We start from the raw sequence: 15,668 nt of genomic DNA on the forward strand, positions 1-15,668 counted from the left end.
GCGAACAGGAGATGCCGATGACCGTTCGAATCCTCGTCTTTGCCGGATCAATCCGTACAGGCGCCTATAGCGTCCAGACTGCCGACGCCGCCCAGCGGGAACTCGCGCTGCAAGGCGCCGAAGTCACCCGCATATCGCTGGGCGACTATCCGCTGCCGATCATGGACCAGGACCTGGAAAAGGAAAAAGGCATCCCCGAGAACGTCTTCAAGCTGGGGCATCAGATCGCGGCGCATGACGGCTTCCTCATCGCCAGCCCCGAATACAATTCCTCGATCCCGCCGCTACTGAAGAACGCCATCGACTGGGTCAGCCGCATCCACAAGGAGGGCGGCAAGCCCTTCCATCCCTATGCCGGCAAGGTGGCGGCGCTGTGCTCCTCCTCCGATGGCAATTTCGGGGGTGCGCGCGGTCTCTATCACCTGCGCTCCGTGCTGATGAACTGCCAGGTCGAGATCATAACGCCGCAATGCTCGGTGGCGCACGCCAGTGAGGCCTTCGACGAAAACGGTCAGTTCAAGGACGAGCAACTGCGCAAAAGAATGGAACTCGTCGCCGGCACCTTGATAGAGCGCGCCCGGATGCTGTCGACGCGAGTGGAGATCTGACCATGGCTGCTTCGATGCGCGACCGCCTGATCGTTGGCCTCGACGTGCCGACGGTGAAGGAAGCGGAGGCCGTGGTGCGCGACCTCGACGGCGTCGCCTCCTTCTACAAGATCGGCTATCAGCTCGCCTTTGCCGGCGGGCTCGATTTCGCCCGCGAACTGGCAAGCGGGGGCACCAAAGTGTTCCTCGACATGAAGCTGCTCGACATCGACAACACGGTCGCCAAGGGCGTCGAGAACATCGTCAAGATGGGCGTGTCGATGCTGACCTTGCATGCCTACCCCAAGGCGATGCGTGCGGCGGTGGAAGCCGCCAAGGGAAGCGACCTCTGCCTGCTCGGCGTCACGGTGCTGACCTCGATGGACGCACAGGACATGATCGACGCCGGTTATGAATATGACCCGCACACGCTTGTGCTGCGCCGCTCAGAACAGGCGCTTGCTGCGGGCATGGGCGGCATCGTCTGCTCGGCTGCGGAAGCAAGTGCGGTGCGCAAGGTCGTCGGGCCGGAGCTTGCGGTGGTGACGCCCGGCATCCGCCCCGCCGGCGCCGAGCATGGCGACCAGAAGCGCGTTGTGACGCCGGCCGACGCCCTGCGCAACGGCTCCAGCCATCTGGTGGTCGCGCGTCCCATCGTCGGCGCGGTTGACAGACGGGCGGCGGCGCAGGCTATCTTGCACGAAATGAGCGCGGCATAGGCTTGCCGTGCGTCCTTCGAGGCTCGCTTCGCTCGCACCTCAGGATGAGGGCAGCAGGTGCGCAATTCTCCCCATCCCAAGGTGCGGGATGCGGTCAGACTCGCTCTTCTTTGAGGGGCGAGCCTCGAAGGACGCACAAGACCAATGGAGGAGGAACCAATGGCGAAGGGATACTGGATCGCGCGTGTCGATATTCGCGATCCCGAGGGCTACAAGGACTACGTCGCCGCAGCCAAGCTGGCCTTCGAGCGCTTCGGCGCCAATTTCCTCGCCCGCGGCGGTGCGCATGAGGTCGTGGAAGGCCCCGGCCGCGCCCGCAATGTGGTGATCGAGTTTGCTTCGCTCCAGGCTGCCCACGACTGCTACAACTCGCCCGAGTATCAGGCCGCACGCGCCATCCGCCAGAAACACGCCGACGGCGAGATCGTTCTGGTGGAAGGCATTTGAAGCCACGCGCGCGAAACGATCGCCTCGAAAATTGCTGCAGTGCACAAAGAATTGTCGCGCCGTCGCCCTCTGACGACAACGTATTGTCAATCTTTGGACCAAACTATGTTACATGTTGCGTGACATGACATATTGCGCCGCAGCATATTCACGCTACGCTGCAGCCATCTGAAGGGACTCCCGACCGGCTCAATAGCGTTGGAGCCGGAGAAGGCATTCGATGTTCTACCAGTTCTACGAGATGAACCACGCCGCGCTGCAGCCCGCCCGGGCCTATGCGGACGCGGTGCGGATGTTCTATTCCAATCCGCTCAATCCGGCGTCGAAAACCCCTTGGGGCCGCTCTATTGCGGCCGCCGCCGAGCTCTTCGAGCGCACCACGCGCCGCTACGGCAAGCCGGCCTTCGACCTGCCACAGACCACGGTCGACGGCAATGTCGTTGCGGTCACCGAAAAGGTGGTCTGGTCGCGACCCTTCTGCAACCTGCTGCATTTCGAACGCGACCTGCCCGCCGCACGCCGGGCCGATCCCAAGCTGCTCGTCGTCGCGCCGATGTCGGGCCACTATGCCACCCTGCTGCGCGGCACAGTGGAGGCTCTGATGCCCCATGCCGACGTCTACATCACCGATTGGGCCGACGCCCGCATGGTGCCGGTTTCGGACGGCAAGTTCGACCTCGACGACTATATCGACTATGTCATCGAGATGCTGCATGCGCTCGGGCCCGACACCCACGTCATGGGCGTCTGCCAGCCTTCGGTGCCGGTGCTAGCCGCCGCCGCCATCATGGAAGCGCGCGGCGACCGTTTTGCGCCGGCAACCATGACCCTGATGGGCGGGCCCATCGACACCAGGCGCAACCCCACGGCCGTCAACCTTTTGGCCGAGGAAAAGGGCACCGACTGGTTCCGCGACAATGTCGTCATGCAGGTGCCGTGGCCCGCGCCCGGCTTCTCGCGCGACGTCTATCCGGGGTTCCTGCAGCTTTCGGGCTTCATGGGCATGAATCTCGACCGGCACATCATCGCCCACAAGGACTTCTTCATGCATCTGGTGAAGAACGACGGCGACGGTGCCGAGAAGCATCGCGACTTCTACGACGAATATCTCGCGGTGATGGACCTGACCGCCGAGTTCTACCTGCAGACGGTCGAGGCGGTGTTCGTCAAGCACGCGCTGCCCAAGGGCGAGATGACGCATCGCGGCGTGCCGGTCGATCCGGCCGCCATCCGCAATGTGGCGCTGCTGACAGTCGAGGGCGAGAACGACGACATATCCGGTCTCGGCCAGACCGAGGCCGCGCACGACCTTTGCGTCAACATTCCCGCGAGCATGCGCCAGCATTACATGCAGCCGAAAGTCGGGCACTACGGCGTGTTCAACGGCTCGCGCTTCCGCGCCGAAATCGCGCCGCGCATCGTCGATTTCATTAACCGCCACGGCAAGGAACACCGGGCCAGGCCAAAACCTCGGCTCGTCCGCTCGGCAAAGGCCTGACGCCGCAAAACGGGTTTTTGGACCTCCGAAGGCATCATGGTCGCGCGCCCAATTGTGTCGCAATTGTGCGGCGCGGCCGATCCCCCTTTGCTGCAAAGGGTCTTTAGGACCTGAGGCCCAGCCACCTCGACCATGTGCACTTCCGCCTCTGCCTGGGCGAGGCGTACTCCATCACACAACCCGTTGAAAAGTCGAACTTTCCGGCCGCGGGCGATGTCGATTTCAGGGGGGCGCACTGGCTCACCTGTTGCAGAATCGTCGCTACGCGCCGCCCTCCGGTAACCATAACTGCAATCGGCGACCCCCTCGGAATTGACATCGCCCACCCGCGGCCGTTAACCTTTCGTTAATAATAATTTACTGGGCACGGGATAGGGGATGACTTCCTCACCTTTAGCATGGCGTGCGCGCAAGCGTGCGGCCTATCTGACTTGGCTATTGATCAGTACGCTACCGGCAGGGCACGCCCTTGCTGGCGCGTCGATGGTCACTGGTGGCCTGACTTCGCAGCCCATCGGCCATTACGACTTCTGCAAGACGCATCAGGACGAATGCTCGATCCGGCCGATCGATAAAGGCCCCGAGCACATGACCAATGCGCTGCGGAAGCTGATCATGGATGTCAATCTCCATGTGAACACCACCGTCAAGCCAATGAGCGATTTCGAGAACTACGGCCAGGAAGAGTTCTGGGCCTATCCGGACAACGGCTACGGCGACTGCGAGGACTATGTGCTCGAAAAGCGCCGCGAGCTGATGCATGACGGCATTTCGCTCTCCAACCTGCTGATCACGGTGGTGCGCAAGCCCGATGGGGAGGGCCACGCCGTTCTCACCGTGCGCACCGACCAGGGCGATCTTATTCTCGACAACCTGAACGACTCCGTGCGGCAGTGGTACGAGACAGGCTATAGTTTCCTCAAGCGGCAGGCGACTGACCACACCGGCCATTGGGTGACCATACGTGAAGGCCAGGCTCCGCTCGTCAGCTCTGTGAAGTAGCGGGGCGGGCGATCAACTGCGGTTGTCCGCCTAAGCTGCTGCCTGGGCCAGCCTGTCGCCGACGATCCGGTGGGAAATCGCCTCGGCGAGGTGGATGCGCCCCACACTGTCGCTGCCGTCGAGGTCTGCGAGCGTGCGCGCGACCTTGAGCACGCGATGATAGGCGCGCGCCGAAAAGCCGAGCTTTTCGCTGGCGTCGCGCAGCAGCGCCAGCCCCGCGGCATCGGGGGCTGCGATCTTCTCGATCAGCGACGTCGTGCAATGGGCGTTGGTCATCGCAGCCATCGATCCGACGCGCGCATAGCGCTCCTGCTGGATGGCGCGCGCGGTTGCCACGCGAGCTGCCACCGTCGCGCTGCTTTCGGCCTTGCCGGGCTGGATCAGGTCGCTGGCCGAAACGGCCGGCACCTCGATGCGCAGGTCTATGCGGTCGAGCAGCGGCCCGGAAATCCGCGCCTGGTAGTCCGTCTGGCAGCGCGGCCCGCGTGCGCAGCGATAGCCGGGCTCGCCTGCCATGCCGCAACGGCACGGATTCATCGCCGCGATCAGCTGGATGCGCGCCGGATAGCTGACCCGGTGATTGGCGCGCGCGATCACGCACTCGCCGGTCTCGATGGGCTGGCGCAGCGAATCGAGCACCTGTGGCGTGAATTCGGGCAGTTCGTCCAGGAACAGCACGCCGTTATGCGCGAGCGAGACCTCGCCGGGCCTTACCCGCAAACCGCCGCCGACCATCGCCGCCATGGAGGCCGAGTGGTGTGGCGCGCGGAATGGCCGCCGGTCGGTCAGCCGGCCACCGGCCAGCTCGCCTGCAATCGATGCGACCATGGAAACTTCGAGCAGCTCTTTCGGCGCAAGCGGCGGCAAGATGGACGGCAGGCGCTGCGCCAGCATGGACTTTCCGGACCCCGGCGGCCCGACCATCAGAAGATTGTGGCCGCCGGCGGCCGCCACTTCCAGCGCGCGCTTGGCGCTCTCCTGGCCCTTGATGTCGGCGAGGTCCGGCAGGTCGGAGGCGGGCTTGTGGATGCTTGCCTCGGGCCTCGCCAGAACCTGCGTACCGCGAAAATGGTTGGCGATGGCGATCAGGCTGCGCGGCGCCAGAATGTCGATCTCCGAACCCGCCCAGGCCGCCTCCGGCCCCGAGTCGGCGGGGCAGATCAGCCCCTTGCCTTCGGCATTGGCGCCGATGGCCGCCGGCAGGGCGCCGGCCACCGCCGCGATCGTCCCGTCGAGCGACAATTCGCCGAGCACGACATAGCCGCCGAGCGCGTCGCCCGGGACCGCGCCCAGTGCGGCCATCAGCCCGAGCGCGATCGGCAGATCGTAGTGGCTGCCCTCCTTGGGCAGGTCCGCAGGCGCCAGATTGACGGTGACCTTCTTGGGCGGCATCGACAGGCCCGAGGCGTGCAGTGCTGCCTGCACCCGCTCGCGGCTTTCGGCCACCGCCTTGTCAGGTAGTCCGACGATGTGCATGCCCATCTTGCCGGGCGCGACCATCACCTGCACGTCGACAGGCACCGCCTCGATGCCCTGGAACGCAACCGTGCGCACACGCGAAACCATGCCATCCCCCAACCTGCCCGCCGGCCATGCCACACACGTCGGCTTGCAAATGACGTTAGGTCAGACAAGCATAGATTTCAGGGTAAATCAAGAACAAGTAGGGAACAAAATAGACGTCGAGGTTGTGACCCGGTAGAACCAGGTTGCAGACCCGGAACATCGGCGATTGTGCCAAGAATTCCGGGTCGCCTAAATTGGATGCTAGAGCTCAGCGGCGCTTGTCTTCCACTGCGTCCCAGAAGATTGCCGCAATGTCCGCGCCGCCAAAACGCTTCACCTCGCGCACGCCGGTGGGCGAGGTGACGTTGATCTCGGTCAGATAGTCGCCGATCACGTCGATGCCGACCAGGATAAAACCGCGTTCCTTGAGCGAAGGCCCGATGCGCGTGCAGATTTCGCGCTCGCGGGTCGTCAGCTCGGTCTTCTCGGCGCGGCCGCCGACATGCATGTTGGAGCGGGAATCGTGCTCGGCCGGCACGCGGTTGATGGCACCCACGGGTTCGCCGTCGATCAGGATGATGCGCTTGTCGCCCTTGCGCACGTCCTTGAGATAGCGCTGCACGATGAAGGGCTCGCGGAACATCTGGCCGAACATTTCCAGCAGCGCGGCAAGGTTGCGGTCGGCCTCGTGCAGGTGGAAGATGCCGGCGCCCCCATTGCCGTAGAGCGGCTTGACGATGATGTCGCCGAATTCACGCCGGAACGCCGCCACCTCCAGCGGGTCCTTGGTGATCAGCGTTTCCGGCATCAGGTCCGGAAATTCGGTGACGAAGATCTTTTCCGGGCTATTGCGTACCCAGGCCGGGTCGTTGACCACCAGCGTCTTGGGGTGGATGCGCTCCAGGATGTGCGTGGTGGTGATGTAGTTCATGTCGAAGGGCGGGTCCTGGCGCAGCAGCACCACGTCCATCTCGGTCAGCTCGGTGCGCACCGGCTCGCCGAGCGAAAAGTGATTGCCCTTCTCGTCGCGCACTTGCAGCTCTTCCAGCCAGGCAAACACCCTGTTGTCGCGCATGGAAAGCCGGTCGGGCGTGTAGTGGAACAGCCGGTGGCCGCGGCGCTGTGCTTCCAGCGCGAGCGCAAAGGAGGTGTCGCCGGCGATCGAAATCGTCGCGATATGGTCCATCTGAATAGCGATATTGAGCGGCATGCGGGTCTCCGGCAATGACAGCGTGTTGCCCCGTGGATGTATAGATTAGTCTGCCGCCTGCCAATGGTGACTTCTGGTCCGCGGCCCACGAGGACCGACTTCCCTTGGCCGCGGGGTAAGCAGGGCGCTACCGCCGTTAACAGCGTGCCAATCATTCTCGGCTAAGAACGGCCTCGACAAGTCAGAAAATGCGCAGTGATCGAGGTCGCCATGAATGCAGCCACGCCGATCCGGGCGGTTTCCGAGGTTCAACCGGAACTGACCATCCTGATGCCTTGCCTCAACGAAGCCGAAACGCTTGCGACCTGCATCGGCAAGGCGCAAAGCTTCCTGCGGGCCTCAGGCATTTTGGGCGAAGTCCTGATTGCCGACAACGGCAGCACAGACGGCTCCCAACTTATCGCAACCGGCCTCGGCGCCCGCGTCGTTAAGGTGCAGGCAAAGGGCTATGGGGCTGCACTGCAAGGCGGCATTGCGGCGGCACGTGGCCGCTACATCATCATGGGCGATGCCGACGACTCCTACGATTTCTCTGCGCTCGATGCCTTCGTTCAGCGTCTGCGTGGCGGAGCGGACCTGGTAATGGGCAATCGCTTCCAGGGCGGCATCGAGGCCGGCGCCATGCCGGTCCTGCACCGCTATCTCGGCAATCCTGTGCTTAGCTACCTGGGCAGGCTTTTCTTCCGCATCAAAGCGGGCGACTTCCATTGCGGCCTGCGCGGTTTCAATGCCGAGCGCATTCGGGGGCTGGACCTGAATACCGCCGGCATGGAGTTCGCCAGCGAAATGGTCGTGCGCAGTGCGCTTGCCGGGCTGCGCATCGAGGAGGTGCCGACCACACTCAAGCCCGACGGCCGAAGCCGCCCGCCGCATCTGCGGACCTGGCGGGACGGTTGGCGCCATCTCAAGTTTCTGCTGATGTACAATCCGCGCTGGCTGTTTTTCATTCCGGGCATGACGCTTTGCATGCTCGGCTTGGTGTTATCGGCCCTTCTTTTCCTTGGCCCGCTGCAGGTCGTCGACAATTTGTCGCTCGATCTCAACACCTTCGTCGCGGCCTGTTTCATGATCGTTGCCGGCGTCCAGCTCGTCACATTCGGCGTTCTGTCCCGATACTACGCGGACATAACCGGGATATTGCCACGCAATGCCCGCTCCGGCTGGATCGCGCGTCATGTCAGCACCGACAGGTTGGCGATCGGGGCCGGGGTTTGCATGGCCGCGGGATTGACCTTGTTCGGCTATGCCATCCTCTCATGGGCGCGGCTGAATTTTGGCCCGCTGAACGATCCCGAGATTCCACGCGTGGTGGTCTTCGGGCTGACGCTCATCGTGATTGCGCTACAGGCATTCTTTTCCGCCTTCCTGCTTGGTATCCTGGAGATTCCAGTCATGCGCCGCAAGTCCGGTGAGCCCGTGGTGGTGAGTATTCCAGCTTGATGGCCGGCTTGCTGCGATTGGCGTTTCGCCAGCGGTTGGTGCGCTTCGTCACAGTCGGCGTGGGTGCAGCCGCTCTGCTGCTCGTTCTTGCCTATCTGTTCATGTCGGTAGGGCTGCCTCCCTTTGCGGCGGGGCTGGTGGCCTATGGCGGAGCATTTTTGGCGGCATATACAGCCCAGCGCTGCTGGACGTTCGGGGCTGCACATGGTCACGGCCATGCGCTGCCGCGATACTTCGTGCTCCAGGCGGGATGCGCGCTCGCCTCAGGCGGGCTCGCCCACATCGCGATAGACCTCCTCGGCATGGCTCCGCTGACAACTTCGGTTCTCATCACAATAGTGACTAGCGCGGTCAGCTACGTGGTTTCTTCATGCTGGGTTTTCCCGAACGAGGCGGCATAGGCCGACGTGTCGGCAGTCATGGGCGAAGGGGGGCCGCTTTACCCTTTGTTGAGCGGCCCGGAATAAGCTCCCTTTCAGGCAACTGCGGGGTTCAGCCGAATGAGTGTGTTCCATTCGACAGGTGCATTGCAGGCAAGGCGCGTTTCACCGGCGCTGACAGATATTGCCTTTGCTTTGGTCGCGACCCTTCTGATGCTCGCCGTCCATGCAGCGTCCGGCTTCAGGACGCTGTCCGATTTCGGCGGCGACAATGACAGTCTGCTGCGCCTGGTCGAGGTCCGCGATCTGCTTGGCGGGCAGGGCTGGTTCGATCTCCATCAATACCGGATGGGACCGCAGGGCGGCTTCGTCATGCACTGGTCGCGCTTCGTCGATGCGCCCATCGCGGCGATCATTCTTGCCGTGACGGCACTGGGCGGAAGCATGGCCTTCGCCGAGGCAGTCGCACAGGTGGCCTGGCCGGGCTTGCTTTTCGGCCTCACCGTGTTCTGCATCCTGCGCAGCGCACGTTTGTTCGGCGGGGAGAGGGCGGTCCTGCCAGCGGCGGTCATCGGCGCTGCCGCGCTGCATTTCATCGGCATCTTCACGCCGGGCGCGCTCGATCATCACAACGTCCAGCTTCTGCTAACGCTGGCCAGCCTCTACTTGCTCCTGATCGCACCGGACAACGCCGCTGCTTCATTGTTTTCCGGTGTCTGCGCCGCCCTCATGCTCGCGGTTGGCATGGAGACGGCACCTTATGTCGCCGTGCTTGGCCTATGCGTGGGCGGCCTGTTCCTCTTCGCTGGCGAAGGCGAAAGGGTCGTAGCCCGGAATTTCGGCCTGGGGTTTGCGGGCGTTTCGGCATTCGTATTCTTCGCGACCATCCCGGCGACGGGCCGGGGCGAAGTGCAATGCGATGCCTTTTCCGTGGTTCACTTTGTGCTGGCCGTGCTGGCGGGCCTCGGGCTGGCGGGCGTGGCGTCGAGCCGATTTGTCTGCGGCAGGTTCGGGCGACGGCTGGCAGCCCTCGGCCTGCTCGGCGTCTTCATGGGGCTTGTTGCGGTCGCGGCCTTTCCGCAGTGCCTTGCGGCTCCCTATGCCGAGCTTGACCCGCGCCTCAAGGAGAACTGGCTCGACCATGTCCAGGAGGCGCGCTCGCTGTTTCAGCTTGTCAAGGAAGAACCTGCCGTCGTGGTGGCGCGCTATGTCACGCCGCTTCTCGGCCTCCTCTGGCTGCTGGGCCGCCTTCGCCGCGAGGGCTGGCGGCGGCAGGACTGGTTGGTCGGCGCGCTGCTCATTGTCGCCTTTCTGGTCAGCGTCTGGCAGGTGCGCGGCTCCACCTTCTCGATCACGCTTGCCACGATCCCGCTGTCCGCCTGGGTCGCAAACTGGCGCTCCCGGGCCGAGGCCAATCCCTCCTTCGTCGTCACGGCGAGAATGGCAGCCGTCTGGCTGGTCTCGATGAACGTGGCTTGGACGGGCGTTGCGGCCGCGGCGACCATCGCGCTCGAAGGCAAGTCCCAACAGGCTGCAGCCTCCCAAGAGGCGGCGTCGGCTTGCCAGCGTGTGGACGATTACGCCGTGCTTGCTTCGCAGCCGGATGTCACGGTGCTAGCCGTTTCCAATCTGGGGTCGCCGATCCTGGCCTATAGCCGCCACCGGGTCTTTTCCGGCCCCTATCATCGCAATATCGCCGGCAACCTCATTGCGCTGGATGCCTTCATGGGCTCGTCGGAAGAGGCTCGGCAGATCGCGGAGGCCAATGGCGTCGGTCTGGTGGCGCTTTGCCGGGGCAATGCGGAAAGCCGGCTTCTTGCCGCGCTGGCGCCCGACGGGCTGCTGGCCGATCTGATGCGCGGCACCGTGCCGGAATGGCTCGAGCCGATGCCGGAAAGTGCGCGGCAGCCGCTCGAACTCTATCGGGTGAGGCTGAATCGGTGACGTCCCGTTCGCGCCCTTCCAAGGGGCTGACAATTAGCCAGTGAAAAATTCTTTCACGATACCTTTCCTAAACGCTTTTTCGGCAACATCCCTCAAACTGCAGGGAAGAGCATAGGAATAGCGTGATGCAGGCGCCATTTGGCATGAGCCGGTCAGTCAACGAAAACAACGATCTTGCCTTTACCGATCCGCTGACCGGGCTCGGCAACCACCGGCGCTTCTTCGACAAGGTCGACCGCCTCATCAGCGACCGCGCCGACGATCCGGCGCCCTTTGCCGTCGGCATCCTCGACCTCGATGGTTTCAAGCCCATCAACGACCTGTTCGGCTATCGCGCCGGCGACGACATCCTGATCCAGGTGGGCATGCGCCTGCGCGCCGCGATGGACGGCCAGGCGACGGTCACCCGCGTCGGTGCCGACGAGTTCGCATTCCTCTATCCGATGGTGTTCTCGGAAGAAGCGGCCACCGAAAAGGCCAAGATGCTGATCGAGATCCTGTCGGCGCCCTATGACGTTGGCGAGCGCACGGCGCGCCTGTCCGCCTCGGTCGGCTGCTCGCTGTTCTATTCGGGCGACGAAACCACCGAGATCCTGCTCAGTAAGGCCGAAACCGCGCTCTACCAGGCCAAGCGTTCCGGCCGCGGCCGCGTCGTAGTCTATACGCGCGAGATGGAGGAGGCGGCCAAGCGCGTCACCCGCATCGAGCAGGCGCTACGCCGCGCTGTGTCGGCGGGCGAGGTGGAGCCGCATTTCCAGCCCATCGTCGACCTCAAGACGCGCAAGACCATCGGGTTTGAGACGCTGGCGCGCTGGACCGACCCCGATCTCGGCCACGTCTCACCGGCCGTGTTCATCCCCATCGCCGAGGAGCGCGGCATCATCGGCCCGCTGTCGCAGTTGGTGCTGCGCAAGGCTACCGAAGCCGCCCGCAGCTGGCCGCAGGACCTGTTCCTGTCGTTCAACCTGTCACCGTCGCAGCTCGTCGACCAGAACACCGGCCTGCACATCCTGTCGATCCTCAAGCGCACCGGCTTCGATCCGCGTCGGCTCGAAATCGAGATCACCGAAACCGGCCTGATGACCGATCCCGCCTCAGCCGAGAAGATCGTCAGCGACCTGCGCCGCTGTGGCATCCGCGTCTCGCTGGACGATTTCGGCACCGGCCAGTCGTCGCTTGGCCGCCTGCGCGAATTCCACTTCGACAAGCTCAAGATCGATCGCGCCTTCGTCTCCTCCATCCTGGAGGACCGGCCGTCCGAGCACATCATCCGGGCGATCCTCGCCATGTGCGAAGGGCTGGGCATGGATGTGGTGGCGGAAGGCATCGAGGAGGAGGCCCAGGCCGACCGGCTCATCGAGTTCGGCTGCGCGGGCGGACAGGGCTATCTGTTCGGCAAGCCGGCCGATGCCGATGCCACGCTCGGCTATCTGCGCGACTCCTTTCGCGGCGCGTCGCGGGTCAAAGCGATCTGAATTCGATCCCTGACGTCAGCGCAAGCGCGCGCCGCTTTCCGCATCGAACAGGAAGGCGCGGGCCGGGTCGAAGCCGGTGTCCAGCATCGTGTCTTCGCGCAGGCCCCGCACGTTCTTCTGCTCGATGACGAGCGGCGCCTCGCCGGCCGCGCGTGAATAGGCGTAGGAAACCCCGCCGAGATCCTCGACGACATCGATCTGCGTGCGGATTTTTATCGCGCCGCCGGGCTCGAAATGCTCGGGGCGTATGCCGAGCAGCAGCTCGCGCCCGGCGTCCGGCCGCTTGCCCGAAAGCCTCATCGGCACCTGCGTGCTGTCGAATTCCGGCAGCGCGACGGTGGTGACGCCGCCATTGGCGGCCACCAGCCGGGCCTTCAGGAAATTCATCTTGGGCGAGCCGATGAAGCCGGCGACGAAAAGGTTGTCGGGGTTGTCGTAGAGCTCCAGCGGCGTACCGATCTGCTCGACCCGGCCTGCTCTCAGCACCACGATCTTGTCGGCCAGCGTCATCGCCTCGACCTGGTCGTGGGTCACATAGATCATGGTCGCGCCCAGGCTCTTGTGCAGCTTGGCGATCTCCAGCCGCATCTGCACGCGCAGTTCCGCGTCAAGGTTCGAAAGCGGCTCATCGAACAGGAAAACCTTCGGCTCGCGCACGATGGCGCGGCCGATGGCAACGCGCTGGCGCTGGCCGCCCGAAAGCTGCTTGGGCTTGCGTTTCAGCAGCTCCTGCAGGTGCAGGATGTTTGCCGCTTTGGCCACGCGTTCGGCGACGACCTTCTTGTCGGTGCCGGTCATGCGCAGGCCAAAACCCATGTTTTCCTCCACCGTCATGTGCGGGTAGAGCGCATAGGACTGGAACACCATGGCCACACCCCGGTCGGCGGCATCCACGCGCGTCACGTCGCGCCCGCCGATGGCGATCTCGCCGCCGCTGGCGTCCTCCAGCCCCGCGACGAGCCTGAGCAGGGTCGATTTCCCGCAGCCTGACGGCCCGACGAAAACGACGAATTCGCCGCTCGCTACCTCGAGATCGACGCCATGGATGACATCGACGCTGCCGAAGGATTTTTTGATGCCCTTGAGTTCCAAACCGGCCATGGTTTCCTCCCTCCGGTTTTGTTCTGCTTCCCTGCTATGCCTTGGGGCCGAGCCGCGCAGCCATGTCCTCCATGATCGCGGCGGCCGTCTCCCTCACCAGCGGCCCCCAGGCCGTCAGCTGTTCCATGCTGATGCGATAGGCCGGCGCGGTGGCCGAAACACCCGCCACGAAGTCGCGATCACGCGAATGGATGGGCGCGGCCACGCAATGGATGCCGACTTCGTGTTCCTGCCGATCGAAGGCGAGGCCCGACGCCCGGATCTCGGCGATCTCGCCGCGCAATGCGGCAAGGTCCGGCAGCGTGGTCTCGGTGTGGCGCTTGAAGACGATTGCAGCAAGCCGCTTTTCCAGTTCCGCATCGGGCAGGGCCGACAGTGCTGCCTTGCCGACGCCGGTGCAGTAGACCGGCGAGGCATTGCCGATCTGCGAATACATGCGCACCGCCTGCCGGCTCTCGACCTTGTCGAGATAGATCACTTCGACGCCCCTGAGCACGCCCAGATGCACCGTCTCGCCGGTCAGTTCGTGCAGGCGTTTCAGATGCGGCTCGGCAATCGCGCGGAACTGGTTGCCCGACCAGGCACGCGAGGCGAGCTTTAGCAGCGTCAGGCCGAGTTCGTAGGAATTGTCGCGCCGGACCGACAGCAGCCCTTCCTCGATCAGGTTCGAAATCTGCCGGTGCAGCGTGCCGCGCGGCTGGTCGACGAGCTTCAGGAGGTCGGTGAAGCGCAGCGGCTCTGGCGCGGCGGCCACCGCCTCCAGCACGTCGATCGCCTTGCCGAGGGTTCCGGTCCCGACATGTTCGTTGGCTGCAGTCATTCCTAATCCGACAGGCTGATCTCTTGACAAGCCGCCAAGCTAGCCAAATAATTCTGAATAGTCAAATTGAGTTCCACATAATGGAACTTAAGAGGACTGTGCGGGCTTGCCCGTAGGGCTGGCCCGACCCGCGGAGGAGCTTCCGGCAGCCGGAGGTGCGGGGACTGCCAAACCTTGGGAGGAACCATTGCCATGAAAGTCCTGCTGAAATCCGCATTACTTGGCGCGGCCGCCGGCATGCTGCTAGCAGCGCCCGTGCTGGCCGGCGAACTGGTCATCAACACCGACACCACCGACCCCGCACCGAAGAAGGCCTTCGAAGAGCTGATCAGCGACTTCGAGGCGGCCAATCCGGGCATCAAGGTCAAGTGGAACAATTTCGACCACGAAGGCTACAAGAGCTCGATCCGCAATTTCCTGACCGCCGACGCGCCAGATCTCGCCAACTGGTATGCCGGCAACCGCATGGCGCCCTTCGTCAAGGCCGGCCTGTTCGAGGACGTTTCGGACGTCTGGAAGGAAAACGGTCTCGACGACACGCTGAAATCCGCCGCCGCTTCCATGACCATCGACGGCAAGAAATGGGGCGTGCCCTACACCTACTACCAGTGGGGCATCTATTACCGGAAGGACATCTTCGAAAAGCAGGGCATCGCCGTTCCCAAGACCTGGGACGAGCTGAAAGCGGCATGCGCCAAGCTGAAGGCCGCCGGCATCGCGCCCTTCGCCATCGGCACCAAGCCACTGTGGCCGACCGGCGGCTGGTTCGACTATATGGACCTGCGCGTCAACGGCTACGAGTTCCACATGGACCTCACCGCCGGCAAGGTGCCCTACACCGACCCGAAGGTGAAGGCGGTGTTCGCCAAGTGGGCCGAACTGGTCAAGCCTGGCTATTTCGTCAAGAACCACGCCGCGCTCGAATGGCAGGATGCCGTGCCGCTCTTCGTGCAAGGCAAGGCGGCCATGTATCTGATGGGCAATTTCGCCGTCGACGTGATGAAGAATGGCGGCCTCAAGCCCGAGCAGATCGGCTTCATGCAGTTCCCCGAAATCACGCCCGGACTGCCGATGGCCGAGGATGCGCCGACCGACACGATCCACATCCCTTCGGGCGCCAAGAACAAGGAAGACGCGAAGAAGTTTTTGGCCTTCCTCGCCAAGCCCGAGACCCAGACCAAGATGAACGCCACGCTCGGCCAGCTGCCGGTCAACAACAAGTCGGAAAAGCCGAACGACCCGTTCCTCGAGCAGGGCTTTACCATGCTGTCCAACGCCTACGCGCTCGCCCAGTTCTACGACCGCGACGCATCGGCCGAGATGGCCAAGGCCGGCATGGAAGGCTTTCAGCAATTCATGGTCAAGCCGGACAATGTCGACAAGATCCTGGACAAGCTTGAGAAGACCCGGGCACGTCTGGCGAAGTGATCCGAGTTGAACCAAGGTGTCCGGGCGGCTTGATCGGCCGCCCGGACTGACCTTGAGCCGCGAATGGAGGAACTGCGGTGGCGAATTCGGCGACGATTGCGCTTCCCGATG

The 15,668-nt window shown here is 63.8% G+C and carries 14 protein-coding genes; 10 read left to right on the plus strand and 4 right to left on the minus strand.

Translation table 11 applies throughout. The annotated features are described in order from the left end of the window. Positions 1 to 17: 17 nt before the first annotated feature. The 5 genes from C7I85_RS07680 to C7I85_RS07700 all read left to right on the plus strand — a co-directional run bounded on the left by C7I85_RS07680 (position 18) and on the right by C7I85_RS07700 (position 4,253). Positions 18 to 608: an NADPH-dependent FMN reductase gene (locus C7I85_RS07680; protein ID WP_106723373.1), complete on the plus strand. Its 591-nt coding sequence runs from the start codon at positions 18 to 20 to the stop codon at positions 606 to 608. Positions 609 to 610: 2 nt separating this feature from the next. Beyond that, the gene (gene pyrF / locus C7I85_RS07685) at positions 611 to 1,306 is read left to right on the plus strand and encodes an orotidine-5'-phosphate decarboxylase (RefSeq protein WP_106723374.1); all 696 of its coding nucleotides are present in this window, start codon (positions 611 to 613) and stop codon (positions 1,304 to 1,306) included. Positions 1,307 to 1,465: 159 nt separating this feature from the next. Further along, on the plus strand, positions 1,466 to 1,753 hold the full coding sequence (locus C7I85_RS07690) for a DUF1330 domain-containing protein (RefSeq protein WP_106723375.1): 288 nt from the start codon (positions 1,466 to 1,468) through the stop codon (positions 1,751 to 1,753). A gap of 220 nt (positions 1,754 to 1,973) precedes the next feature. Then, on the plus strand, positions 1,974 to 3,251 hold the full coding sequence (locus C7I85_RS07695; RefSeq protein WP_106723376.1) for a polyhydroxyalkanoate depolymerase: 1,278 nt from the start codon (positions 1,974 to 1,976) through the stop codon (positions 3,249 to 3,251). Between the two features lie 378 nt (positions 3,252 to 3,629). After that, positions 3,630 to 4,253, plus strand: a complete 624-nt coding sequence (locus C7I85_RS07700) for a transglutaminase-like cysteine peptidase (protein ID WP_106723377.1) — start codon at positions 3,630 to 3,632, stop codon at positions 4,251 to 4,253. Positions 4,254 to 4,283: 30 nt separating this feature from the next. Here the strand turns inward: C7I85_RS07700 and C7I85_RS07705 are convergent, their stop codons facing one another. Both C7I85_RS07705 and gshB read right to left on the minus strand, forming a co-directional pair. Continuing rightward, complete coding sequence (locus tag C7I85_RS07705; protein WP_106723378.1) at positions 4,284 to 5,819, minus strand: YifB family Mg chelatase-like AAA ATPase; 1,536 nt, start codon at positions 5,817 to 5,819, stop codon at positions 4,284 to 4,286. 208 nt (positions 5,820 to 6,027) lie between these two features. Continuing rightward, positions 6,028 to 6,969, minus strand: coding sequence for a glutathione synthase (gene gshB, locus C7I85_RS07710; protein ID WP_106723379.1), 942 nt, complete (start codon positions 6,967 to 6,969; stop codon positions 6,028 to 6,030). A gap of 210 nt (positions 6,970 to 7,179) precedes the next feature. Between gshB and C7I85_RS07715 the strand changes: the two genes are divergently transcribed. From C7I85_RS07715 to C7I85_RS07730, 4 genes are all read left to right on the plus strand, one after another. Beyond that, positions 7,180 to 8,409 carry a glycosyltransferase family 2 protein gene (locus tag C7I85_RS07715; RefSeq protein WP_106723590.1) on the plus strand — a complete coding sequence of 410 codons (1,230 nt, stop codon included), beginning with the start codon at positions 7,180 to 7,182 and terminating at the stop codon, positions 8,407 to 8,409. Next, the gene (locus C7I85_RS07720) at positions 8,409 to 8,810 is read left to right on the plus strand and encodes a GtrA family protein (RefSeq protein ID WP_106723380.1); all 402 of its coding nucleotides are present in this window, start codon (positions 8,409 to 8,411) and stop codon (positions 8,808 to 8,810) included. The genes C7I85_RS07715 and C7I85_RS07720 overlap by 1 nt, the downstream gene beginning before the upstream one ends. Before the next feature lie 99 nt (positions 8,811 to 8,909). Then, positions 8,910 to 10,733 carry a polysaccharide biosynthesis protein GtrA gene (locus C7I85_RS07725; protein ID WP_106723381.1) on the plus strand — a complete coding sequence of 608 codons (1,824 nt, stop codon included), beginning with the start codon at positions 8,910 to 8,912 and terminating at the stop codon, positions 10,731 to 10,733. Between the two features lie 125 nt (positions 10,734 to 10,858). After that, positions 10,859 to 12,208, plus strand: a complete 1,350-nt coding sequence (locus tag C7I85_RS07730) for a putative bifunctional diguanylate cyclase/phosphodiesterase (protein WP_106723382.1) — start codon at positions 10,859 to 10,861, stop codon at positions 12,206 to 12,208. 15 nt (positions 12,209 to 12,223) lie between these two features. On the opposite strand, the gene C7I85_RS07735 is transcribed toward C7I85_RS07730, so the two are convergent. Further along, positions 12,224 to 13,309 (minus strand): ABC transporter ATP-binding protein, encoded by a 1,086-nt coding sequence (locus C7I85_RS07735; protein WP_106723383.1) that lies wholly within the window; start codon positions 13,307 to 13,309, stop codon positions 12,224 to 12,226. Between the two features lie 34 nt (positions 13,310 to 13,343). Beyond that, positions 13,344 to 14,129: an IclR family transcriptional regulator gene (locus C7I85_RS07740; RefSeq protein WP_106723384.1), complete on the minus strand. Its 786-nt coding sequence runs from the start codon at positions 14,127 to 14,129 to the stop codon at positions 13,344 to 13,346. 237 nt (positions 14,130 to 14,366) lie between these two features. Here C7I85_RS07740 and C7I85_RS07745 point away from each other — a divergent pair, with 237 nt between their 5' ends. Continuing rightward, positions 14,367 to 15,557, plus strand: a complete 1,191-nt coding sequence (locus C7I85_RS07745) for an ABC transporter substrate-binding protein (RefSeq protein ID WP_106723591.1) — start codon at positions 14,367 to 14,369, stop codon at positions 15,555 to 15,557. Positions 15,558 to 15,668: the final 111 nt, after the last annotated feature.

This window comes from Pseudaminobacter soli (ex Li et al. 2025) (assembly GCF_003012705.1).
Lineage (GTDB): Bacteria > Pseudomonadota > Alphaproteobacteria > Rhizobiales > Rhizobiaceae > Pseudaminobacter > Pseudaminobacter soli.